We start from the raw sequence: 23,887 nt of genomic DNA, 5'->3' as shown, positions 1-23,887 counted from the left end.
AGAGATATGCCGGGCTTGCGCCGCCTAATAGCCTAAGGATTGTACCGGGCCTACGCAGCTTGGACGCCGCACAGTAAACTGCATGCCATGAAGGCCTCACTGATAGAAATTTCTCTTGATGATCTAGCCGACGCACGCCTGGGGCGCGTGTTGGTACTGACAGTCAATAATCGTCATGCGCGTCGATTGTTATCGCATTTGTCATCCACCTTGGGCGCCGAGCGTCCGGTGATGGCTGTGCCAGACATTTTGCCTTTCAAGGCCTGGGTCAGGCAGGCGACTGAGCAATTGGCTTTCGTAGACGGAGCCCTGCTCGCGGCACACCGTTTAGATGCGTTTGGTGCTCGATTGCTCTGGCAACAGGTGATACGCGAGTCCGAACCCGAGCACTACTTGCTTGACATCCCCCAGGCGGCCAAGCTGGCAAGTGAAGCCGATCAGTTGATGTCGTCATGGATGCTTTCTGTGCCCGACTCGGCATGTACGCCTGATTACGAAAGGTTTGCTGCATGGCGTGAAGCTTATCGACGTCGTTTGGACGAGGCCGATGCCGAGGACGATACGCTGGGGCTAGAACGGGTAAGCGAGGCAATGGCTCGCGGGCAACTGCAGCTGGATTTCGATACCGTGGTGCTGGCCGGATTCAATGAGCTCAGCCCCAGGTTGCACGATATGCTGGACACATGGGCGGCGTCCGGTACCCGACTCGGGCGCTTAACCGAGCACCTGGAACCGGCTTCGAGCATGGTGCGCGTGTGTGCACCTAGCCCAGAGAAAGAATGGCAATGGGCGGTGCAGTGGGCATATGATCAGTTACGGCAAGACGCTCAGGGGTGTTATGCGATTCTTGCGCCGCAGTTGGAAAGCCAGGTGCCTTTGGCACATAGGCTTTTGCACGGCAAACTGTCTGAGCACGGTTTTGCCTACAACATTGCCGTGGCCCGTCCGCTCGCTCAGTGGCCTATGGTAAGGGCAGCCGTCTTGTGGCTAGAGCTGATGGTGCAGAGTGCAGCGGGCTCATGTACGCCGGCGGCGGCTGGGCAGGCGCTGCTGGCAGGGCATTGCGCGGCGCACGAGGCCGAGGCTGGCGCACGTGGCATGTTGGATGCGCAATGGCGTCACGCGCGTGTCTTGACGCTTATGTCCCCAGACCTCTTGCACGCTTTGCATGAGGCAACGCCGCGTTTGGCTCAGGCATGGAGCTTGCTCCAAGAGCAGCTGCCCCACGAGCACGAAATCGCTAATATCAGTCAATGGGTAATACGCATCAAAGCGCTGTTGTCGACATTGGGCTTTCCGGGAGGGATGTCTTTGGACAGCGTGGCCCATCAGGTGCTGGAGGCTTTCGAGCAAGCATTGGATAACCTGGGGCGCCAACGCGTGGTGCTTCAAAACATAGGTTTTGCCCAAGCCGTACGCGCTTTGTCCACTTTGCTGCTACAAACCACATTTCAACCCCAAAGAGACTTAAGCGCCAGGCTGGACGTGTTGGGCTTGCTTGAAGCCGAGGGGGGCCGTTGGGATGGTGTTTGGGTACTGGGCTTGAACGACGAAGTCCTGCCAGCCGCTCCCAGTCCTAATCCTTTCATTCCTTTGGTGGTTCAGCGACATGCGGGCACGCCGCGCGCGACACCAGAGCGCGAGCTTGAGTGGGCGCGCGCCTCTTACGAGATGCTAAAGCGATCCGCGCCCATTTTGGTGGTCAGCAGTGCGGCATTCGAAGGCGAGCGAGAGCTTCGTCCTAGCCCATTCGTGGCGCGGCTGCCTTTGAGCGAGATAGAGATTCCCAACGACGAGCCAGCGGTAGCTGTCATGGAGCTGTTGATCGACGATCAGGGGCCGATACTCAGCCCTGGTTCAAGCACGCCGGGCGGAGTCGCGGTTTTGGAAACCCAGGCGCGTAATCCCCTGTGGGCATTTGTTCGCTTCCGTCTGGGTGCGCGGCAGCTTGCTGCGTATGCCGACCCTGCCCAGCAAGCGGTGCGCGGCATGTTTTTGCATAGCTGCGCCGAACTGTTTTGTACTGCGGTACGTAGCCATCAACAATTACTGGCTTTGCAGCAGGACGGCGGTCATGCCCTGAGCGAACTGCTGCAAGCGCAAATAGCGCGGGCTGCCCACGAGCACTTGGGCCATTATGCTCCGGTTGTGCGTGACTTGGAGTGCGCCCGTGCCTTGGGTGTGATGACAGCTTGGGCGCAGTTGGAAGCCAATCGCGAGCCCTACGAGATCGTGGCTTTGGAAGAGGCCAGTGTTTGGCAGCATGGCGCCCTTAATCTTAAGCTGCGGCTTGATCGAGTCGATAAGCTTGCTTCGGGCGAGCGCGTCGTGATCGACTATAAAACCGGAGGGGCGCGCTTGGACCCGCATGCTGACTGGGTCCGGCGTCCGCCACTGAGTCTGCAGCTGCCGTTCTATGCGGCAGTCTTGGGGGCCAGCCAGAATGATGTGTCGGCCTTGGTGCTGATGCGTTTACACGCGAAGCAAGTGGCCGTATCCGGCTTGACGGATAGGGAAATCGGCCTGGAGGGCTTGGCACAGTCTGACAGCTGGCAGGAGTTCGAAGGATTGGATTGGTCGGAAATCATGGCGCGCTGGCGGCAGGACATAGAGAGCTTGGCTCAGGCTTATGCCAATGGCTGGGCGGCAAACAACACGCGGCACGCCTCCGATTTAGAGTACTGCGATGTGTTGCCTATGCTGCGGCTTTATGAGGAGGCCGACGATGACATATAGGCCCCCCCGCGATGCTGCTGTTCGGCAACAGGCGCTCGACCCCACTCAGTCTTTTCTGGTCCAGGCCCCAGCCGGCTCCGGGAAAACAGAACTTCTTACCGACCGCATATTGGCTTTGCTTGCCATCGTCGACAAGCCCGAGCAAATTCTGGCCATCACTTTTACGCGCAAGGCTGCCTCCGAAATGCATGCTCGGGTGCTGTCGAAGCTGGAAGCCGGCTGTGGGCCTGAGCCCGAAGCGGAACATGCCCGTGCCAGTTGGCGCCTGGCGCGCTTGGTATTAGAGCGCGATCAAAAATTGGCATGGAACCTGCTGGATTATCCGGCGCGGCTCACCATACGCACCATAGATGCCTTTTGTGCCTGGCTGGTGCGTGGCATGCCGTGGTTAAGTGCCTTGGGCGGTCTGCCTGCCATGACGGATTCTGCCGAGGCGCATTACCAGGCCGCGGCAAAAGCCACCCTGGAAATGGCTGACGAAGTGCCTGCGGTCGCCAATCTGATCGCGCACCTGGACGTAGACATGCGTGCGACCTGCGATTTGATTGCACGCATGCTGGCTGGACGGGATCAATGGCTGCCATTGCTGGATGCCCACGATGCGCAGATGCTGATAGATAACCTGAACGGTGCGATTGCTCACGACTTAGAGGGTTTGGCGCAAGCTATGCCCATGGGCTGGGCGCAGCGCATAGGTAAGGCGCTGGCACATGCCGCGCAGGCTCTGCAAGGCAGCGGCGACGAGCGCTTATCCGCCTTGCTGGGTTGGGAGGGCAGCGCTTTAGGGACTGATGCGGCAAGCCTGCCCCAATGGCAGGCGCTTGCTCATGGCTTGCTGAATCAAAAAGGTGATTTGCGGGCGCGCCTTACCGTACGCGAAGGCTTCGATACCAAGTCGCCTTTCAAGCCTATCATGATGGAGTGGCTGCAAGAGCAAGGCAATGAGCTAAGGTGGGTCAAGGCTTTGGCTGCCATTCGCGAATTGCCCACGCATGGATACCAAGAAGACCAACTGGCGATGTTGGAAGACTTGGTGTTGGTATTGAGGCTGGCTGCGGCACAACTGATGCTGCGTTTTGCCGATGAAGGAGAGGTCGACTTCATCGAGGTGGCGCGCCGAGCACTGCAGGCTCTGGGTAGCGAAGAGTCCCCGACGGACTTGCTGTTGTCGCTGGATGCTTCCATACAACATGTGCTGGTGGATGAGTTTCAGGACACCAGCCAGTCCCAAATAGATTTATTGGTGCGCTTGACGGCTGGGTGGTCACAAGGAGATGGTCGCAGCTTGTTTTTGGTGGGTGACCCCATGCAATCCATTTACCGTTTCCGAAAGGCTGAAGTCGGTTGGTTTTTGCGCATAAAAGAAAACCGGGCTTTGGGGCGGGTTGCCTTGACCCCCTTGGTTTTGACGGATAATTTCCGTTCTCGGGCTGGGGTAGTGGAATGGGTGAACACCGTTTTCAAACCCTTGCTTCCACCGAAGAATGACCCCGACTTAGGCGCAATTTGCTACGCGCCTTCGGTTCCCTACCACGAGGCTTTGGGCGAACCCAGCATCCACATACGCCCCACATGGGCAGAGCCGGGAGAAGCGCCTGAAGCGGTACGAGCACGTACGGAAGCGTGCGTGGCCAGCTGTGTGCGAGAGGCTCTGCAGCGACACGAAGGGGCCGCCCATCCAGTAGCGATTCTGGTGCGTGCGCGCAGCCATTTAGGCGAGGTGGTTAGAGCATTGGCGCGCCACGGTATTGCCTGTCGTGCCGTAGAGCTCGTGCCGCTGGCTCAACGCCAAGCAGTGCAAGACGTGCTGCAGCTGGTAAGGGCTATGGTGCATGCCGGTGACCGCTTGGCATGGTTGGCGGTACTGCGCTCGCCTTTATGCGGGCTCAGTTTGGCCAGCCTGCATGCCTTGTTTGGTGAAGCCGCCATGCATGGGGCCGTGCCCGATATCATGCGTAAATGGCTCTCAAGCCCTGCAACGCAGCGCGTCTCCTTGCCCCCTGGCGAAGAGCGTCGCTTGTTGCATGCTGGCTCCGCGCTGCTGGATGATGCGAATGCGGCTGGTAGACTGCCGTTCGCGACTTGGCTGCAGCAGCTGTGGCGCAGGCTGGGGGGCGAAGCCGTTTATCCTGGCGAGGATGATCGCGCCGACGTTGAGCAGCTGTTTCGCTTGCTTGAAACCTTGGCTCCGTATGGTGGTGTAGACCTGGACGAACTGGAAACGCGCGTGGCGCGCTTGTTTGCCGCGTCCGAGAGCGCCGGTCCGGGGGTGGAGGTCATGACCATACACAAAGCCAAAGGCTTGCAGTTCGAAACCGTGATCTTGATGGGCTTGCATCGCAGGCCGGCCAACGATCATCCGCCCTTGCTGCGTTTCGAGCAAACCGGCAAGCGTTTGCTGATGGGGCCCATTGCACATCGCGCGTCGGACGAGCCTGATCCGGTGAGCCGATATCTCGGTAAACGCGAAAAGCAACGCGCAGCCTATGAAGCTGACCGCTTGTTGTATGTGGCCGTGACACGAGCCAGGCAGTTTCTGCACCTGATGGCAGAGGTGCCAATCACTGATACGGGCGCCATGAAAGCCCCGGCGCCCGGAAGCTTGCTGGGAAGTCTTTGGCCCTATGTACAAGAGCAGATGCCGCCGCCGGTTGCAATGGCGTCTCTTAGCGACACCTTGGCCGTGGCCGTCCCCGCGAATCGTCCACTGCGTCGTCAAGCGTTAGAGAGTCTGCCTCCTGTCGTCGAAGCTTTACGCATGCCGACTGAACTCAGCTGGCAATGGCAGGCGGATGCGCAGCAGGATGAAGCTGTCGTTGGTACGGTGGCGCATGCATGGCTAGAGCGCATAGGTCGAGACGGCCTGGAGGCATGGCCTCGTGAACGTTTGGCCGACAGCTTGGGCTTGATGGTGCGCCAGTTGAGTCGCGCGGGAGTGGCTGGCGAAAGAGCGCAGGCCGCGGCCCAGATTGTGTTGGATACCTTGTTCGCAACATTGGCAAGCGAGCGAGGGCGCTGGCTGCTGCGGGTGGCGCAAGCCTCTAGAGAATGGTCTTTGTTGGATGCCAGCGGTCGAGTGTCGGTTATTGACCTGGCCATATCGGATGAGCGGGGCTGGTTGGTAGTGGACTATAAAACTGGCGTACCCAGAGAAAACGAAGGCCCTGCGCAGTTCGAGCAACGCATGCGCCAGCGGCATGGTGAACAACTGTTACGGTACTGCGCTCAGGTTTCCGCACTGGATGGTCGATCAGCGCGTGGCGCCTTGTATTTCCCGCGCGCAGACATCTGGGTCACATGCTAGAAGTCAGACAAAGACGCCGCGCGCCGATGCTGTTAAACTGTGGGCTGGCGGGCCCCTTCGCATGGTTCGGCGGCGAACCTGGTCAGGTCGGGAACGAAGCAGCCATAGTCGTGCAGAACCAGTGCCGAAGTCAGGCTCGCCTTCCTATTCTTCATTCTTGCCCCCCGCATGTCTTATCTGGTATTGGCGCGTAAGTGGCGGCCTCGTTTGTTTGACACCCTGGTTGGCCAGGATCACGTGGTCCGGGCGCTGACGCACGCGCTGTCTACGCAACGACTGCATCATGCCTGGTTATTCACCGGCACGCGCGGGGTGGGAAAAACCACCTTATCTCGCATACTTGCCAAGTCTTTGAATTGTGAGACCGGCATCACGGCTACCCCCTGTGGAGTCTGCCGTGCTTGTACCGAGATCGACAGTGGGCGTTTTGTGGATTACGTCGAGCTCGATGCCGCTTCCAATCGCGGCGTCGACGAAATGACGCAACTGCTTGAGCAAGCGGTATACGCGCCCGGAGTCGGTCGCTTCAAGGTCTACATGATCGACGAAGTGCACATGCTAAGCGGCCATGCTTTCAACGCCATGCTCAAAACGCTGGAAGAGCCGCCACCCCACGTCAAGTTCATCCTCGCCACGACTGACCCGCAAAAAATTCCTGTCACGGTGTTGTCGCGCTGCTTGCAGTTCAACCTCAAGCAGATGACGCCCGACGCCATCGTCGAGCATCTGCAGTATGTTTTGGGCCAAGAGGGCATCCCCTTCGAAGTCCCCGCGCTGCAACTGCTTGCGCGAGCTGCGAGCGGCTCCATGCGTGATGCGCTTTCTCTGACGGATCAGGGTATTGCCTATAGTGCCGGTAATCTGACTCAGGCCGCTATTCAGGGCATGCTGGGCACCATAGATCAACGCTATCTGGTGCGTTTGCTGGAGGCGTTGCTGCAAGCTAGCGGGCCCGGTGTATTGGCCATTGCCGACGAACTGGCTGACCGGGGATTGTCCTATCAAAGCGCGCTAGATGACTTGGCGGGCTTGCTGTCGCGTATAGCTATTTTGCAACGCGTACCCGATGCGCCTACGGGTGACGTGCAACTTGCGGCTTCGCTGCAAGATATTGCCCAGCGCATGCATCCCGACTTGGTACAGCTTTTCTATTCGGTGGCTGTGCACAGCCGCAGCGAGCTTGCCTTGGCGCCCGACGAATACGCGGGTTTTGTCATGGCTTGCTTGCGTATGTTGGCTTTTGTTTCGCCCGATGTGGCTACCCCTTCAGGTAGTGGCAGCGGGGGAGGGCAGCCCGGTGCTGAGAATCCTGGCCCGGAGGTAAAAGAGGTCGCTGAGGCTACGGTGCCTGCCGTCTCTGCCCAAGCGGCAACACCTGTCTTGCCCGTAGCTGTCACGCCTAAGCAAAACCTGCCTACCGAGGCACCTGTCGCCAAAGCCGAGGCTGAGGCTAAGCCTGTTGCAGCGCCTGAAGATGTCCCTGCATGGGAAGAATTGCCTGCTACGGTGCAAGCGGCCAAGTCCGTGCCGGCAAGGCCAAAGGCATCCGCCGCATCCGAACCCACTCACCCAGAGCCTCCGCCCGAATCAGTACCCGAAGTCACTCCAGTTTCCTCGCAGCCGGAAACCGCCGTCTCGGTAGCGTCCGAAGATAGCAGCGAACCGCCGGCTTGGTTGGAGGACGTGCCAGACGACGACACGTATGGTCCGGTAAGCGATGACGACGCGTATGCAGCGGATCTGGCAGGCGCTGTTTCGGCTCAAATGGCGTCGCTTGACGATGTCGAGGACTCTTCCACGCCTCCGCGTCTTGACGCGATGACGTCGGCGGCTTGGCCGGCGTTGGCGGCAGCGCTGCCCGTAACCGGTTGGGCTTCCGAGCTGGCGCGCCAAAGCGAATGGCTAGGTGTACAGAAAAATGTGGTCAAGCTTCGCGTAGGCTTGCTGACGCCAGAGCAAAGCGCAGGCCGTGCACGCTTGGCCACCGTCTTGGCCGAGCATTTCAGCCAGCCGCTGCGCCTGGAGATCGAGTTTGGCCAAACCGGCGAAGATACGGCGCATGCCGTCGCGCAAGCCGAGCGTGCCGAACGCCAGCATCAAGCCGAATTGGCGGTGCAACGAGATACCGTTGTGCAAGCCTTCATTGAAACCTTTGACGCGCGTATTATTGCGGGTTCCATTCGTCCCGAGCAGCCGATCGCGGTCGGTCGCACGGGTGCTTGAATTCTTATTTCACACAGAAAGATAAAGGATCGCTCCTCATGATGAAAGGTCAGATCGCGGGCCTGATGCGCCAAGCGCAGCAGATGCAAGAAAACATGCGCAAGGCTCAAGAAGCGCTTGCAGATATAGTGGTTGAAGGTGCGTCGGGTGGTGGCCTGGTCAAAGTCAACATGACTTGTCGCCACGATGTACGCCGGGTTGAAATCGACCCCAGCTTGCTGGAAGACGACAAAGACATGCTCGAAGACCTGGTGGCTGCCGCCATTAACGACGCCCTGCGCAAGGTGGAGTCTACCTCCCAAGAGAAAATGGCGGGTGTGACCGCTGGAATGCCATTGCCCCCCGGCATGAAGCTGCCTTTCTGATTTCGTACTCATGGACGTACTGGGTGAGCCCGCGCCTCTTCAAACCCTGATAGAAGCGCTTAAGCGTTTGCCGGGAGTGGGGCCGCGCACCGCGCAGCGCATGGCTTATCACCTGCTTCAGCATGACAAGCCAGGTGCGGCTCAGCTCGCGCTGGCTTTATCGCATGCCGTAGAAGGCTTGCTTCATTGCGAGCGCTGCAACGGTTTTACTGAAACCCCCATCTGTGCCACCTGTTCGCATCCCAAACGCGACGAATCTTTATTGTGCGTAGTGGAAACGCCCGCAGATCAGAACATGATCGAAGCCAGCCATGGTTATAAAGGCTTGTATTTCGTTCTGATGGGGCGCTTGGCGCCTCTAGAGGGGGTCGGCCCAGCGCAACTTCAGTTTGATCGCCTGCTTGCGCGCGCCACAGATGGCCTGGTCAAAGAGGTTATCCTGGCCACGAATTTCACCGCCGAAGGCGAAACCACTGCGCATTATCTCGCCGAGCTACTGCGCGAGCGAGGCCTGAAGGTGACCCGTTTGGCTCGCGGCGTGCCCGCCGGTAGCGAGCTCGAATATGTCGACGCAGGCACCATTGCCTGGGCGCTCATGGAGCGTAAGGCCCATTAATGGTGCCGCGTGCGAGCGGGGCGCTATTTTTGGCGCGCCTGCTCTAGTAGGGCGTCTAGATGCAGGGCGTCTGCTACAAACGCGCGTATTCCTTCTGCCAGTTTTTCGGTGGCCATGGCGTTTTCGTTAAGCCCTGTGCGAAATCCCACTTCATCCAGTACTTGACGCGTCAGCGCCAGCGCTGAACTATCGCTGGTTTTGAGCTGTGCCGACAGGGGGGTGTTGTCGGCGTTGAGCTCCGCTAGCAGTTCGGGGCTGATGGTTAGCAGATCGCATCCGGCCAGCGCACGGATTTGGCCGATATTGCGAAAGCTGGCGCCCATGACTTCGGTGACGATGCCGTGCGCTTTGTAATAATGAAAAATAGTACGCACGGACTGCACGCCGGGGTCGTTGGCCTCGGTGTGAGCGGCCTCGTCCCAATTGGCGCCGGCCTGTTTCTTGTGCCAGTCGTAAATACGGCCCACGAAAGGGGAAATCAACTGTACACCCGCTTGGCCGCAGGCAATCGCTTGTTCTAGAGAAAACAGTAAAGTCAGATTGCAGGCTATGCCTTCTGCCTGCAGGGCGCGAGCTGCTTGTATGCCTTCCCAGGTAGAAGCAATTTTGATCAGTATGCGTTCCCGCTCTATGCCGGCTTGGGCATAGGTGTCTATGATGTGCTTTGCCCGCACCAAGGTGGCGGCCGTGTCGAAGGATAAGCGGGCATCGACCTCGGTAGACACGCGCCCAGGAATAATCGCGAGAATTTCTTTTCCGAATGCCACCAGCAGGCGGTCGGTAAGCGTCGCCAGGTCGGCGTGCGGGTTGTCAGCCACCACTTTTTCCAGCAAAGGGCGATAGCGCTCTTGCTTGACGGCCTTAAGGATAAGGGAGGGGTTGGTCGTAGCGTCGGTAGGGCGGTGTACACGGATGGCGTCGACGTCGCCTGTATCGGCGACTACCGTGGTGAATTGACGCAGCGATTCCAACTGGGTGGGCATGACGGTTTCCTGCTGTAAGAGGGGTGAGGGCGCATGAATATTGGCGCCTGGCTAGCGATAGTATACGTATCTTGAATGACAACGCTGTGGTGGGCGGCGTTGACCAGCGGGGGATGATGAATAAAACTCTACGAGATTGAAGCGGGCAGGTGGCCAAGCAAGGTATAATCGATAAGTTTGATCATCGATTTTGAACCATTCGGGGTTTACTGTGCTGCCATCCCTTTTTTCAGAGGCGTCCCATCGCGCGCCCATCGCTATCCTGGCCTTGGCAGACGGTACGGTATTCAGGGGACACTCCATCGGAGCCGAGGGTGTCGCTGTTGCAGAGGCCGTCTTCAATACATCCATGACCGGCTACCAAGAGATCCTCACGGATCCCAGCTATAGCGGTCAGTTTGTCGTCTTTACCTATCCGCATATCGGCAACACCGGCATGAATGCCGACGATGTCGAGTCCACACGTATCCACGCCGCTGGCCTGGTGGTGCGTGATTGCCCCCAGCGCATGTCCAATTTTCGTGCCACCCATACCTTGCCCGACTACTTGAAGGCAGAGGGTGTGGTGGCCATTGCCGGCGTAGATACGCGTAAACTCACGCGTATCCTGCGTGACGGCGGTGCCCAGGGCGCATGTATCCTCGTCGGCGACGACGCCGAACGTGCGGTTCAGCTGGCGCGCGAATTCCCCGGCATGGCCGGGCAAGATCTTGCCAGCAAGGTTTCCACTCGCGAAACCCTGCAATGGAAGCAAAGCACGTGGAAGCCGGGTGCCGGCTACCATCAAGTGGGCGACGGCAAGTACCACGTCGTCGCTTTCGATTTTGGCGTCAAGTCCAACATCCTGCGTCTGCTGGCCGACCGTGATTGCAAAATCACTGTTGTGCCTGCCCAGACACCGGTAGAGGAAGTTCTTGCACTGAATCCCGACGGTATCTTTTTGTCCAATGGCCCCGGAGACCCAGAGCCTTGCGACTACGCCATTGCCACCGCCAAGGCGGCAATTGAGCGCAAGATTCCGTTGTTTGGCATTTGCCTGGGTCAGCAGATCATGGGCTTGGCCGTAGGGGCTCGCACTGTCAAGATGAAAGCGGGCCACCATGGTGCGAACCATCCCGTACAAGAGGTCGGTACTGACCGCCTCTTCATCACTAGCCAGAATCATGGCTTCAGTGTCGATGCGCAGACTTTGCCAGCCAATGCGCGCGTCACCCACGTTTCGCTGTTTGACGGCACTTTGCAGGGCTTCGAGCTTACCGATGCCCCGGCATTCTGCTTCCAAGGCCATCCAGAGGCCAGTCCGGGCCCGCGCGACATCACCGTGCTCTTCGATAAATTCATCAGCCTCATGGCCGGCCAAGCGTAAAAATACCCACTATGCCAAAGCGTACAGACATAAAAAGCATTCTCATCATTGGCGCCGGCCCGATTGTTATCGGCCAGGCTTGCGAGTTCGATTATTCGGGCGCACAAGCTTGCAAGGCGCTTAAAGCCGAAGGCTATCGAACCATCCTGGTCAACAGCAATCCGGCCACGATCATGACAGACCCCGAGACGGCCGATGTGGTTTACATCGAGCCCATCACTTGGGAGGCCGTCGAAAAAATCATCGAGCGTGAGAAACCCGATGCTTTGCTGCCCACAATGGGTGGCCAAACCGCCTTGAACTGCGCGCTGGACCTGGCCAAGCACGGTGTGCTCGATAAGCATGGGGTCGAGCTGATAGGCGCTAATGCCGAGGCCATCGATAAAGCCGAAGACAGGCAGAAATTCAAGCTGGCCATGGATTCCATCGGTCTGGAGTCGGCTAAATCCGGCATCGCTCACAGCATGGAAGAGGCCTGGCAAGTTCAAAAATCCATCTCCCAGAGCGTTGGTGGTCTGGGCTTTCCCATGGTCATTCGCCCTAGCTTCACGCTGGGTGGAACGGGGGGCGGTATTGCCTACAACCCCGAAGAGTTCGAGACCATTTGCCGTCGTGGCCTGGAAGCATCGCCCACTAAAGAGCTGCTGATCGAAGAATCGCTGCTGGGCTGGAAAGAATTCGAGATGGAGGTTATTCGCGACTGCGCTGATAACTGCATCATCGTCTGCTCTATTGAAAACCTTGACCCTATGGGCGTGCATACGGGTGACTCCATCACGGTTGCTCCCGCCCAGACGCTGACTGACAAGGAATACCAGATTCTGCGCGATGCCTCTATCGCTGTGTTGCGTGAAATCGGTGTCGATACCGGCGGTTCCAACGTACAGTTTGCCGTCAATCCCGATAATGGCCGCGTTATCGTCATCGAGATGAACCCACGCGTCTCCCGTTCGAGCGCCTTGGCTTCCAAGGCTACCGGCTTCCCCATTGCCAAAGTGGCTGCACGCCTGGCTGTGGGTTATACGCTGGACGAGCTCAAGAACGAAATCACGGGTGGGGCTACGCCCGCTTCGTTCGAGCCGGCCATCGACTACGTTGTCACCAAGGTGCCGCGTTTCGCCTTCGAAAAATTCCCGCAAGCAGATTCGCGCCTTACCACGCAAATGAAATCCGTGGGCGAGGTGATGGCTATCGGTCGCACCTTCCAGGAGTCTTTCCAGAAGGCCTTGCGTGGGCTGGAAGTGGGTGTCGATGGCTTGAATCAAAAGACCACAGACCGCGAAAAACTGCAGGTTGAGTTGGCCGAACCCGGCCCCGAGCGTATTTGGTACGTGGGCGATGCCTTTGCCCAAGGGTTTAGCCTGGACGAAGTGCACCAGCTCACCAAGATTGATCCTTGGTTCCTGGCTCAAGTCAAAGAAATCGTCGATATCGAACTTGCCCTCGAACAGAAAACGCTTTCCGAAATCGACAGAGACACGCTGTTCGCGCTTAAGCGCCATGGTTTCTCCGATCGCCGTCTGGCTTTCCTGCTCGACTCTACTGAAGCCGAAGTGCGCAAGCTGCGGCACCAGTTGGGTGTGCGCCCTGTGTACAAGCGCGTCGATACCTGCGCAGGCGAATTCCCCACCAACACGGCTTACATGTATTCCACATACGAAGAGGAATGCGAAGCCGAGCCCACCGATCGTAAAAAGATCATCGTGCTGGGCGGTGGCCCCAACCGTATCGGCCAGGGCATCGAGTTCGACTATTGCTGCGTGCATGCCGCCTTGGCGCTGCGTGAAGACGGGTACGAGACCATTATGGTCAACTGCAATCCCGAAACCGTCTCTACCGACTACGATACCTCCGATCGCCTGTATTTCGAGCCCCTGACGCTGGAAGACGTGCTTGAGATCGTGGAGAAAGAAAAACCCGTAGGCATCATCGTGCAATACGGCGGTCAAACGCCCTTGAAACTGGCGCGTGCCCTCGAAGCCAACGGTGTACCCATCATAGGTACCAGCCCCGACTCCATCGACGTTGCCGAAGACCGCGAACGCTTCCAGAAGCTGCTGCACAAGTTGGGTCTGCGTCAGCCACCCAACCGCACGGCACGCAACGAAGGCGAAGCCTTGACCATGGCAGCCGAAATCGGCTATCCCTTGGTGGTGCGTCCCAGCTATGTGCTGGGTGGCCGCGCCATGGAGATCGTGCACGAGCAGCAAGACCTTGAGCGCTACATGCGTGAAGCCGTCAAGGTCAGCAACGACTCGCCGGTGTTGTTGGACCACTTCCTCAACAACGCCACTGAAGTCGACGTGGACTGCATTGCAGACGGCGAACAAGTGTTCATCGGCGGCGTCATGCAGCATATCGAGCAGGCCGGCGTGCACTCCGGCGATTCGGCTTGCAGTTTGCCCCCGTACTCACTGGAACCGGCCATCGTCGAAGAGATCAAGCGCCAGACCTCGGTCATGGCCAAGGCCTTGAACGTCAAGGGCCTGATGAACGTGCAGTTCGCCATTCAAGATGGCGACGTCTACGTGCTCGAAGTCAATCCCCGTGCTTCGCGCACCGTGCCTTTCGTGTCCAAGGTAACCGGCTTGCAGTTGGCCAAGGTCGCAGCGCGTGTCATGGCAGGTCAGTCTTTGGCTAGCCAAGGCGTTCAGCACGAAGTCGTGCCTCCTTACTATTGCGTTAAAGAAGCTGTCTTCCCGTTCGTCAAGTTCCCCGGCGTTGACACCATTCTCGGTCCCGAGATGAAGTCCACTGGTGAAGTCATGGGCGTTGGCCAGAGCTTCGGCGAAGCTTTCGTCAAATCCCAGTTGGCGGCCGGCGTACATATGCCTGCCTCCGGCGTGGCTTTCATCAGCGTGCGCGACCAAGATAAGGGGCGTGCCGTCGAAGTGGCGCGTGGCTTGATTGGGCTGGGCTTCAGCATTGTGGCAACGCGTGGTACTGCGGCTGCCATGAAAGAGGCCGGTTTGACGGTGACGGTAGTCAACAAAATTACCGAGGGCCGCCCGCATATCGTCGATATGATGAAGAGCGGCGAAATCGCATTGGTGATCAATACGGTAGAAGAACGCCGTAACGCCATTGCCGATTCACGTCTGATTCGCACGAATGCGCTGAGCGGCGGGGTGACTTTCTTTACCACGATTGCCGGCGCCAGCGCTGCGGTCGAGGGCTTGAAGTACTTACGCCAAGGCGAAGGCTTGAAAGTCTATCCCTTGCGCGAGCTGCATGCCTTATTGAAGTCGGCATAACCCAAAAAAATGATGCGGCCTAGGCCGCATCATTTTTTTCTGTATATCTCATCCACAATCAACAAATAAAAAGGGGTTTTCATCATGTCGAGTCGATATTTTCCGAATTGGCGCCGCGTCCAGGTACGAGAGCAGGGGGCGGTGGTTCAGCCGGATGAGTACTTGCCCATGCCTCAAAGTGTGGCTTTGGGGGCGCAGCACGTTGTGGCCATGTTCGGCTCTACCATTTTGGCACCACTTTTGATGGGTTTTGACCCCAATGTGGCGGTCTTGATGTCCGGCGTGGGCACCTTGATTTTCTTCCTGCTGGTAGGTGGGCGTGTACCGAGCTATTTAGGTTCCAGTTTTGCTTTCATCGGCGGCGTGGTGGCGGTAACCGGTTATACCGGCTCGGGGCCTAACCCTAATATCGAAGTTGCCCTCGTTGCCATCGTGGTGTGTGGTTTGATCTACACCTTGATTGGTTTGCTGGTGTGGTGGGTGGGTTCACGCGGGGGCGATGGCGCCACGTGGATAGATAAGCTGATGCCGCCTGTGGTAACGGGTGCGATCGTGGCCGTCATTGGCTTGAATTTGGCGCCCATTGCTGTCAAAGGTGCCATGGGGGGCGGCAGTTTTGACACGATCATGGCCTTGATGACCATATTGTGCGTGATGGGCATGGGTGTGTATGCCCGCGGTACGCCCCAGCGATTGCTGGTTCTGCTGGGCCTGATGCTGGCCTATGTACTGTACTGGCTGTTTGCCAATCTCATGGGCTTGGGTCAGGCTATTGATTTCTCCGGCGTGACTCAGGCTGCCTGGGTGGGCTTGCCTAACTTCACCATGCCCTTTTCGGGAGAGGGGGCTGGCCGCGCCATAAACTACGGCGCGATTGCCGTCATTGCCCCGGTAGTACTGGTACTGGTGGCCGAGAACCTTGGCCATATCAAGGCGGTCAGCGCGATGACGGGCCGCAATCTCGATCCCTATCTAGGCAGGGCCTTCGTGGGTGACGGTATTGCCACCATGGTTGCGGGTTCGGTGGGTGGCACAGGCGTCACGACTTACGCCGAGAACATCGGAGTTATGGCCGTCACGCGTATTTACTCTTCGCTGATCTTCTTGATTGCAGCAGCTTTTGCCATTTTGCTGGGCTTTTCACCCAAATTCGGCGCACTCATACAGACTATTCCTGGCCCAGTGCTAGGGGGAATGGCCGTAGTGGTGTTTGGCTTGATCACCATTGCCGGCGCCCGCATCTGGGTGGTTAACCAAGTGGATTTCTCTGATAACCGCAACTTGCTCGTAGCTGCTGTCACCATGGTGTTGGGTGCCGGTAATTTCTCGGTAGAGTTTGGCGTTTTCCGTCTGGATGGCATAGGAACGGCAACTTTCGGTGCCATCATCCTGTACGCCCTGATGCGAGGCATGCGCAAGGCGAGCTGATGTTTGGCTCGCCCTAGCCTTAAAAACCGTAGCTTAAACCGAAACCGCCTTGGGGCTGAAAGCGCCAGTCTTTTTCGGTTTGACCCCACACTTGGTTGGAATACTTTACTTGTACAAAAGCGTTGATGGAGAAGTTCTTGTTGACGTTGTAAGTCAGGCTAAGTTGTGGGGTAGCAAAAAGATCATAAGTGCGCTTATAGTTGCCTTCCATTACCGTTGGCGATAGCCATTGGTTCATATCGTTGCCGGCCAAGAAAGGGTCCCATGAGGCACGCCGGTTGGACATGATGTAGGGGTCAAACCCACCCGAGAAATTGAAGGCCAGGGACGTTTTTGCATTGAACTGGTGCAGTATTTTTGAATACTCCAGCCATGCTGACAACATGAAATAAGTGGCGTTCTTGTAGTTAGTGTTGTTGTTGCTGATAACAAAGGTGCCGTTATACCAGTCTTTGAAAACATAGGCGTTAACGGTAAGAGAAAAATTGGCCGGTAGTGTCCAGTTGGTCAGTAGGCCCAGCCCTGCGGTGTGAACCTTGCCCGATGGCCCGCTGATGTTTTTGCCGTAAACATACATAGGCGCCAAAGCGAACTGCGTAGACTTAAGGTAATCATTCGAGGGCAGATATCGGGAAAAGTCGAAAACCGTCTGAGCCATAACATAGGCTTGACTGTTGTTATTGAAATTGCTTTGGGTCTCGATCTTTAAAGAAGAGGACCAATCGACCTTGGAGTCTCCGAGTGTGCCGTAGCTATAGTTCAGCGTTGCATCGGGTTGGCTAAAGTCGTTATTTTGCTGCTTGCGGCCACCATTGTATGAGTGCAGGTTCCAGGTTCTATCCCATTCAATATCTATGCTCCATTTGGGTGCAAACTGGTAGTTGAATACCAGCGATGGATGGGCGGTGGCGGTTTTATAACTACCCGAATTGCCATAAAAAGTTTGTGTCAGGCCTAAATTGCCCGAGGGTTGGAATTCTGTGGCCTGTGCGGCGCCAGCCATCAGTAGGGCTAGTCCAAGAAGTTTTGAATGGTTTTTCATTTTATTTGGCTGAAATGGATGGCGAGTTCGCATCTATCACCGAAAAATCGTCTGGTGAGCAGCAAATTTAAAAGAACGTAAATATTAAGCTTTTTGCGCTTGGGCCCACTGCTCATAAAGGCTGGGAGCAGACTCGTCCTTTTGGGGAAGGTGAGTAATGGACATGGATTGCTCAGAAAAAGGGCGTCTCAGGTCAGCATAAATATCAGCCGTAGATAAATGGTAAGGGGCTCCGTCTTCGTTGGAATAGGCGTAGAAAATTTGCTGAACACCTGCCATGCGCATTGCCGCCATGCACATGGGGCAAGGATGGCCACTGGCGTAGACTGTGCTGTTTTTCAAAGAGCCTGGCCCATGCGATGCACAAGCGGTGCGAATGGCTAAGAGTTCGGCATGAGCAGTAAGGTCATGAGTCCGGTGGATCTCATTGACGCCAGTGGCAATGACTTTTCCTTCGTTGACAATGACGGCACCAAAAGGCCGACCGCCTGACAGGACATTCTCATGGGCCAGCTTGATTGCAGTCGCTAAAAAATGGTTGGCCTCGTCTTTGTTTGCAACGATCATAATGTCTCCTTTTTAACGGCCACCGGCGGCCTGCAACAGCGCTTCGATATCGCGATAGCCTGCGCGTTGGGCATGCTGCAGCGGTGTTACGCCCTTGCTATCCAGATTCACGTCTGCGCCTCCTTTGATCAGCAACTCTACAAGAATAATAAAACGACTGCACCAGCAAATGAAATGCGACTAGAGACTATACGAGAGAGCATAATTACCCTTTAGCAGAAGAAGGTCAAAGTTTGCTATTAAATTAGTAGGCCCAGGCAAAAGTTACTTTTAGATTGTTTATTTAAAAAATGTTTCTGTTGGGTATGTGCGGAATAGCTGCATGTTATGGTGTTTTTCTTCTTGTGATAACCGGTGTTTATCGAGTAACCAATATTAGAAAAAGTACGATGGTGAAGAAGCGGGGAATTTTGTAAAAATGGCACTTGCTAGGCCATGATCTTTACCAATTGATTACTGGTATTAATTCAAATTTTTTCTAGTGCGTTTCTTGGTTTTTGTCAATTAAATTAAATCGGCATATTCGACCCAAGAACATTGTTTTATTGGGTATTGTTTTATAACAAAGGAACCTGAGATGATTCGTAAAATATTTATTGCTTCCGCGCTCCTCGCTCCCTTGTCTGTTACGGCGCAAGAGCTCCCCACAACACCTTATTTGCCGCTAGAATTGGCTACCAAGGCCGCAGACGCAGCGTTGAAAGCCTGCGTTGCCGAAGGATACAACGTCAGTGTTGCGATTGTGGCGCGCGACGGAGCAACCAAAGTACTCCTGAAGGCCGACAACTCGGGGGCCCATACCGGAGCCAGCGCGACGGGTAAGGCTTATACTTCTGCAGCCATGGGTCGGGACACAGCCGGCCTTTCCGCTTTTATTGCTTCCAAGCCCGAGAATGACGGCCTGCGTTATATGGATAACCGCATGGTGATTCAAGGGGGCGGCCTGCCAATCAGGGTAGGTAAGGCGCTGGTTGGCGGCATTGGCGTTGGTGGGGCCCCCAGCGGCGATATCGACGCCAAATGCGCTGTAGCCGGCCTGAAGGCAATCGGCGCGGCTACCGAATAAAGGGGTTTCAAGTTTCTCCGGTAGGAGCCTGATTTCCTTCAGGCGCTTACCGCCGAAGTTCTGTTCTGTTGGTTTAATGAGCGTATTGTGTTTCATGTTGTGAGCAGCCTGCTGGCGCTCTACGTCGCGTGGCGAGTCGTCTTTTTGCAACGTTGGCGTAGCGGAACGAAATGGGGCGTGGCTGTTGTTCTGGTGTTGATTTCACAGCACCATTTGGTGACGCGCAATTTTTTTGGCTCGATGGCGTCGCCAGAAATTCCGGCAGTTGGGTTGATGCTGCTTGGCTGGGCCTATAGTGCTGTGCTGCTGACCGCAGCTTTTGTTTTCTTCCTCGATCTATGCGGCCTGCTGGCCGTGCTTTGCTCCAAGCGAGTAGGGCGGTGCGTGCTTGGGGCTCCCGGTCCTCGAGCCGGCATGGGTTTGTGTGCCATGCTCTTGGCAGCTCTTGGGGTATGGCAGGCGGTGAAGGTCCCCGAAGTGCGAGACATCGAGATTGAAGTGGCGCATCTACCCGCCGAGCTGGACGGGTTTCAGCTTATTCAGCTTACCGATTTACATGCAAGCCGCCTGTTGCCGCGCACATGGATGCAAGCCGTTGTCGAGCGGACGAATGCGCTCGACGCTGACATGATAGTGATTACTGGTGATTTGCTTGATGGAACTGTGGCAGCGCGTACGAATGATGTAGAACCGCTGAAGTCCCTGGCGGCGCGCCATCCTGTTTACGCGGTGGTAGGCAACCATGAGTACTACGCAGAACACCAGCAATGGCTGGATCACTTCAAGCGTTTGGGTATCCGCATACTCAGTAACGAGCACGTAACTATCCGGCACAACGATGCTGAGTTCACCTTGGCCGGGGTCACTGACCCAGCCGCTGCGCCTTTAAGTCAACCCATGCCTGACATCGTCGCGGCGCTGGCAGGTGTGCCTGCGGACTCCGCCGTTATCCTGCTCAGCCATCGTCCGGGCGGGGCTCTCAAGAATGCCGGTGCTGGAGCCGATCTGCAGTTGTCTGGACACACGCACGGCGGCCAGATACTGGTATTGCACTGGCTTACTCAGTGGGCGAATGAGGGTTTTGTGTCTGGGCGCTATGACGTAGAGGGAATGGCGCTGTATGTCAGTAATGGCAGCGGTTTATGGCCTGGATTTCCGATACGTTTGGGCAAACCTTCAGAGATATCTAGAATTACCTTGCGATCGGCTGCGAGGCAAAGATAGCGTTCAAATTAGGCAAGCCTTATCCGCTGGGGCTTGTTGTGCTAGAACTTAAAATTAACAGAATCCCCACAATGTGGGGTTTGCTGATCTGCTCAAGGTTTGTACCCACCTATTTGGACCACCACGAACCACAGGTGGTAGCCACACAGTTTTTAAAATGCCCTGGGCGGGCGATCCTCGAATTAATCTGCAAAAGTCGGGTAATAAGGCTAAAGCCTATCAAGTTAGGCAAGTTATTGCTGCGATTGACAAATTGAATGCGCTATGAGGTCAAAAATGGAACATGCACGAAACTATACCTACAGGGTAATCTGGTCAGATGACGATGGTGAGCATGTCGGCCTGTGCGCTGAATTTCCTTCGCTATCCTGGCTTGACGCTGACCCAACAAAAGCCCTGGAAGGGATTATGGATGTGGTGAAAAACGTAATCGCCGAACTGACTGCGTCTGGCGAACCAGTGCCGCAACCTATGTCTAGCAAGAAGTTCAGCGGCAAAATTGCTGCACGTGTGACGCCGCTAGTACATCAGAAATTGGCTATCGAAGCTGCGGAGAAAGGGATTAGCATGAACCGGCTCATTTCTGCAAAACTGGCAATGTAGAGCAGGTTTTCATGTTTTAGCTTTCGTAGGCATTCATTTTGCCTATTGTGGACATGGTGATCAAGACAGATCGGCTGCCGATACTCCGAAGGGCTGAGGCACCGAGCGTTTGCTTAGCCTTGCACTCGGACGTTCAAGCAGAGTCCGGCACGACAAAAAACCCAGCTAAACCATTAAGCTTAGCTGGGTTCTCTGTTTAGCGGTGGTGCCCAGGAGAGGACTCGAACCTCCACACCTTGCGGCACATGGACCTGAACCATGCGCGTCTACCAATTCCGCCACCTGGGCATTTACAGAAAGTGCGCTATTTTATAGTGCAAAAAATTTTTCTGCAAGTGCTGCTCAAATCTTTAACAGGGTTGTCGCAAAGTTTGCTGTAAGCTTGCGCTTTTGCATATTGCTTTAACTCTGTGCCGATAAACCGTTAAACTAAGCCCTGAAACTTTAAGGCCTAAAGCCTTATTGTTTAGCTTGATTTAGTTAAGCGGCTTAGCTTGACTATTTGTCTTGCTTCGTGCAGCGAGAAAAAGATTATAGCGCACTTTTTTCAACTTGGAAAATTCCTTGGCAAAGTCATCAAAAAGCAACACTCAGAACAATAAACCATCCGCCGGGTCCAGCCCCTACGACGAGCCGGTCCTACCACCGGACTTCGATCCCGACGTCCCCTCTCGCGAGGCCATCATGCAAGTGCTGCGTGACGCAGCCGACGCCCTGACGCCGCGCGCGCTTGCGAAAGCGCTTGGGGCTAAATATCCATTTTCTGTTGGCCTGTCGCGCCGTTTAGGCGCCATGGAGCGAGACGGACAACTCACACAAGACGCACGAGGTAAGGTGCAAGCCGTTGCAAAAAGCAATTTCATAGCGGGCAGAGTGCAAGGGCATCGCGACGGGTTTGGTTTTCTTTTGCGCGACGATCGCGGGCCTGACCTTTTTCTGTCACCACGCGAAATGCTTAAAGTACTGCACGGCGATCGCGTGCTTGTGCGTCAAGACGGTGAATACCGTGGCAAACCTGAAGCCGCTATTGTCGAGGTCCTAGAGCGTCGCACTAACAAACTGGTGGGGCGTTTCTTGCGTGAAAGCGGCGCTTACATCGTTGTGCCAGAAGATCAACGTATCAAGCATGACATTCTTGTAACGCCCAGCGACGCTGGCGGGGCAGACTCAGGCCAAGTCGTAGTGGTTGAAATCTTGCAGCAGCCCACACGCCATACCCAGCCTTTGGGGCGGGTTGTCGAAGTGCTGGGGGCGATAGACGACCCTGGGATGGAGATAGAGATCGCCGTCCGTAAGTTCGACGTGCCTGTGGAGTTTTCTGATCAGACCAGGAAAGAGGCCGCCAAGCTGCCCGAAACTGTCCGTCGAGGCGATTTAAAGGGCAGGGTGGATCTGCGCGACGCTCCCTTTATCACCATAGATGGCGAAGACGCTCGGGATTTCGACGACGCGGTCTATTGTGAGCCGGTCGAGCTGGGCACCGGCCAGCGCAAGAGGCCGGGTTGGCGTTTGCTGGTGGCAATTGCTGATGTCAGCCATTACGTAACGCCGGGCAGCGGGCTTGATGCCGATGCTTTCGAGCGAGGCACCAGCGTTTATTTTCCGCGCCGCGTCATTCCCATGCTGCCGGAAAGCCTTTCAAATGGTTTGTGTTCCTTGAACCCCGATGTCGACCGCCTGGCATTGGTGTGCGACATGGTGATTCCACAGAAAGGCGCGAAGGCAGGCGTCGTGTCGGCCTACCAGTTCTATCCCGCCGTGATACGTTCGCATGCGCGCACCACTTACACCGATATATGGGCTGCGCTTCAACAGCCTACTGGGCCTGCGGCCCAGTCTTTGGGCGAACGCTTCGAGCACGTCAGTCATCTGTATACCTTGTATCAGCTGCTGCAAGACTCACGCGCCAAACGGGGGGCCATAGATTTTGACACTGTTGAAACGCGCATTGTGTGCAACCCCTTGGGGCGTATCGAGCGCATTGTGCCTTACGAGCGCAATGATGCGCATAAGCTGATCGAAGAGTGCATGCTGGCGGCCAATACCTGCGCAGCCGATTTCACGCGTCGCAATCGGCGCACCGGTTTGTACCGAGTGCATGAGGGCCCCACACCCGACAAATTGCGTAATCTGCGTGAATACCTGCGTACGCTGGGCCTGCACCTTGAAGGCGGGGACGAACCCAGTACCAAAGACTACATGCAGTTGCTAGAGCAGGCGCGGCATCGGCCAGATTATGCGGTATTGCAAACCATGTGTTTGCGGTCCATGCAACAGGCTATCTATAGCCCCGAAGAGTCCGGTCACTTTGGCTTGGCATACGAACAATATGCCCATTTCACTTCACCTATCCGTCGCTATCCCGATTTGCTGATGCACCGCGTTATCAAATCCATATTGGATAAGCGTCAATATGTTCCTCAAGTGCCCGATGCCGAGGCCCTCGAAGGCCTGCCTCCCAAAGAGCGGGACCGCAGCATCTGGGAGCAACTGGGTTTGGTGTTGTCTGCGCGTGAACGCCGTGCGGATGACGCCTCTCGTGATGTCGAGGCTTGGCTTAAGTGCTGGTTCGTCAAAGAGCACGTAGGCGAAGTTTTTAGCGGGCGCGTGACGGGTGTTGCCGCTTTTGGCTTGTTCATTACCTTGGACACCTTGTTCGTGGAAGGCATGGTCCATGTCTCCGAGCTGGGCTCGGATTATTTCCAGTACAACGATTCGCTGCACGAGCTGCGGGGCGAACGTACCGGTATGCGCTATCGCCTTACCGATGCCGTACAAGTGCAGGTGGCAAGGGTAGACCTCGAAGCCAGGCGTATTGATTTTCGTTTGGTCAAAGGCACAACGTTCAAGGCACTGCAAAAAGACATAAGCTCTGCTGAAGAAGAGTCGCCGCGTCGAGTAAAGAGGGCGGCTTCCACCAAGCCGGCAGCCTTGAAAGGGACAACCGCCCGACAACGCCGTGCCGATGAAAAGCGCAGCACACGCCAACCCACCGCCAGTACAAGCAGTAAGCCGGCGGTACGTAAGCGGCGCTGATTGCCTGTAGGAGTAGAATGCGAGCAGCGGGTGGAAGCGTATTTCCACCCAGATGAATACGTAAAAGGTAGCTC

The 23,887-nt window shown here is 56.3% G+C and carries 15 protein-coding genes, 1 tRNA gene and 1 other RNA gene; 13 read left to right on the top strand and 4 right to left on the bottom strand.

Annotated elements, in window-relative coordinates; all coding sequences use genetic code 11:
- Positions 1–87 precede the first annotated feature (87 nt).
- From H0484_RS05790 to recR, 6 genes are all read left to right on the top strand, one after another.
- Positions 88–2,736 carry a PD-(D/E)XK nuclease family protein gene (locus H0484_RS05790; protein ID WP_226953560.1) on the top strand — a complete coding sequence of 883 codons (2,649 nt, stop codon included), beginning with the start codon at positions 88–90 and terminating at the stop codon, positions 2,734–2,736.
- Positions 2,726–6,040, top strand: a complete 3,315-nt coding sequence (locus H0484_RS05785) for a UvrD-helicase domain-containing protein (RefSeq protein WP_226953559.1) — start codon at positions 2,726–2,728, stop codon at positions 6,038–6,040. The genes H0484_RS05790 and H0484_RS05785 overlap by 11 nt, the downstream gene beginning before the upstream one ends.
- A gap of 46 nt (positions 6,041–6,086) precedes the next feature.
- An RNA gene (gene ffs / locus H0484_RS05780) (signal recognition particle sRNA small type) lies at positions 6,087–6,184 on the top strand.
- Positions 6,185–6,208: 24 nt separating this feature from the next.
- Positions 6,209–8,263, top strand: a complete 2,055-nt coding sequence (locus tag H0484_RS05775) for a DNA polymerase III subunit gamma/tau (RefSeq protein WP_226953557.1) — start codon at positions 6,209–6,211, stop codon at positions 8,261–8,263.
- 38 nt (positions 8,264–8,301) lie between these two features.
- The gene (locus H0484_RS05770; protein WP_226953555.1) at positions 8,302–8,628 is read left to right on the top strand and encodes a YbaB/EbfC family nucleoid-associated protein; all 327 of its coding nucleotides are present in this window, start codon (positions 8,302–8,304) and stop codon (positions 8,626–8,628) included.
- A gap of 10 nt (positions 8,629–8,638) precedes the next feature.
- Positions 8,639–9,244, top strand: a complete 606-nt coding sequence (recR, locus tag H0484_RS05765; RefSeq protein ID WP_226953553.1) for a recombination mediator RecR — start codon at positions 8,639–8,641, stop codon at positions 9,242–9,244.
- Between the two features lie 23 nt (positions 9,245–9,267).
- On the opposite strand, the gene tal is transcribed toward recR, so the two are convergent.
- On the bottom strand, positions 9,268–10,227 hold the full coding sequence (gene tal / locus H0484_RS05760; RefSeq protein WP_226953551.1) for a transaldolase: 960 nt from the start codon (positions 10,225–10,227) through the stop codon (positions 9,268–9,270).
- Positions 10,228–10,438: 211 nt separating this feature from the next.
- Between tal and carA the strand changes: the two genes are divergently transcribed.
- The 3 genes from carA to H0484_RS05745 all read left to right on the top strand — a co-directional run bounded on the left by carA (position 10,439) and on the right by H0484_RS05745 (position 16,275).
- A complete protein-coding gene (gene carA / locus H0484_RS05755) occupies positions 10,439–11,593 on the top strand; it encodes a glutamine-hydrolyzing carbamoyl-phosphate synthase small subunit (RefSeq protein WP_390624815.1) in 1,155 nt (384 codons plus the stop codon).
- A gap of 11 nt (positions 11,594–11,604) precedes the next feature.
- Positions 11,605–14,847, top strand: a complete 3,243-nt coding sequence (carB, locus tag H0484_RS05750) for a carbamoyl-phosphate synthase large subunit (protein ID WP_226953550.1) — start codon at positions 11,605–11,607, stop codon at positions 14,845–14,847.
- Positions 14,848–14,931: 84 nt separating this feature from the next.
- A complete protein-coding gene (locus H0484_RS05745; RefSeq protein WP_226953547.1) occupies positions 14,932–16,275 on the top strand; it encodes a solute carrier family 23 protein in 1,344 nt (447 codons plus the stop codon).
- Between the two features lie 19 nt (positions 16,276–16,294).
- Here H0484_RS05745 and H0484_RS05740 read toward each other — a convergent pair whose 3' ends face one another.
- Together H0484_RS05740 and H0484_RS05735 are read right to left on the bottom strand one after the other, a co-directional pair.
- On the bottom strand, positions 16,295–17,317 hold the full coding sequence (locus H0484_RS05740) for a FomA family porin-like outer membrane protein (protein WP_449288522.1): 1,023 nt from the start codon (positions 17,315–17,317) through the stop codon (positions 16,295–16,297).
- Between the two features lie 84 nt (positions 17,318–17,401).
- A complete protein-coding gene (locus tag H0484_RS05735) occupies positions 17,402–17,884 on the bottom strand; it encodes a nucleoside deaminase (protein ID WP_226953544.1) in 483 nt (160 codons plus the stop codon).
- A 577-nt stretch (positions 17,885–18,461) separates the two neighbouring features.
- Between H0484_RS05735 and H0484_RS05730 the strand changes: the two genes are divergently transcribed.
- The 3 genes from H0484_RS05730 (at position 18,462) to H0484_RS05720 (ending at position 20,777) form a co-directional block, all read left to right on the top strand.
- Entirely contained in the window at positions 18,462–18,950 is a 489-nt protein-coding gene (locus tag H0484_RS05730; RefSeq protein WP_226953541.1) for a GlcG/HbpS family heme-binding protein, read from the top strand.
- A 99-nt stretch (positions 18,951–19,049) separates the two neighbouring features.
- Positions 19,050–20,174 carry a metallophosphoesterase gene (locus H0484_RS05725; RefSeq protein WP_315859932.1) on the top strand — a complete coding sequence of 375 codons (1,125 nt, stop codon included), beginning with the start codon at positions 19,050–19,052 and terminating at the stop codon, positions 20,172–20,174.
- A 276-nt stretch (positions 20,175–20,450) separates the two neighbouring features.
- Positions 20,451–20,777: a type II toxin-antitoxin system HicB family antitoxin gene (locus H0484_RS05720; protein WP_226953538.1), complete on the top strand. Its 327-nt coding sequence runs from the start codon at positions 20,451–20,453 to the stop codon at positions 20,775–20,777.
- A gap of 203 nt (positions 20,778–20,980) precedes the next feature.
- Here the strand turns inward: H0484_RS05720 and H0484_RS05715 are convergent.
- Positions 20,981–21,065: transfer RNA gene (locus H0484_RS05715), tRNA-Leu, on the bottom strand.
- A gap of 276 nt (positions 21,066–21,341) precedes the next feature.
- On the opposite strand from H0484_RS05715, the gene rnr reads away from it, so the two are divergent.
- Complete coding sequence (gene rnr, locus H0484_RS05710) at positions 21,342–23,813, top strand: ribonuclease R (protein WP_226953537.1); 2,472 nt, start codon at positions 21,342–21,344, stop codon at positions 23,811–23,813.
- Positions 23,814–23,887: the final 74 nt, after the last annotated feature.

The sequence above is a fragment of the Mesopusillimonas faecipullorum genome, assembly GCF_020539505.1.
In the GTDB taxonomy this organism is placed as follows: Bacteria; Pseudomonadota; Gammaproteobacteria; order Burkholderiales; family Burkholderiaceae_B; genus Mesopusillimonas; species Mesopusillimonas faecipullorum.
The sequence above is the reverse complement of the archived record's forward strand: the minus strand, read 5'-3'. Positions and strand labels throughout refer to the sequence as shown.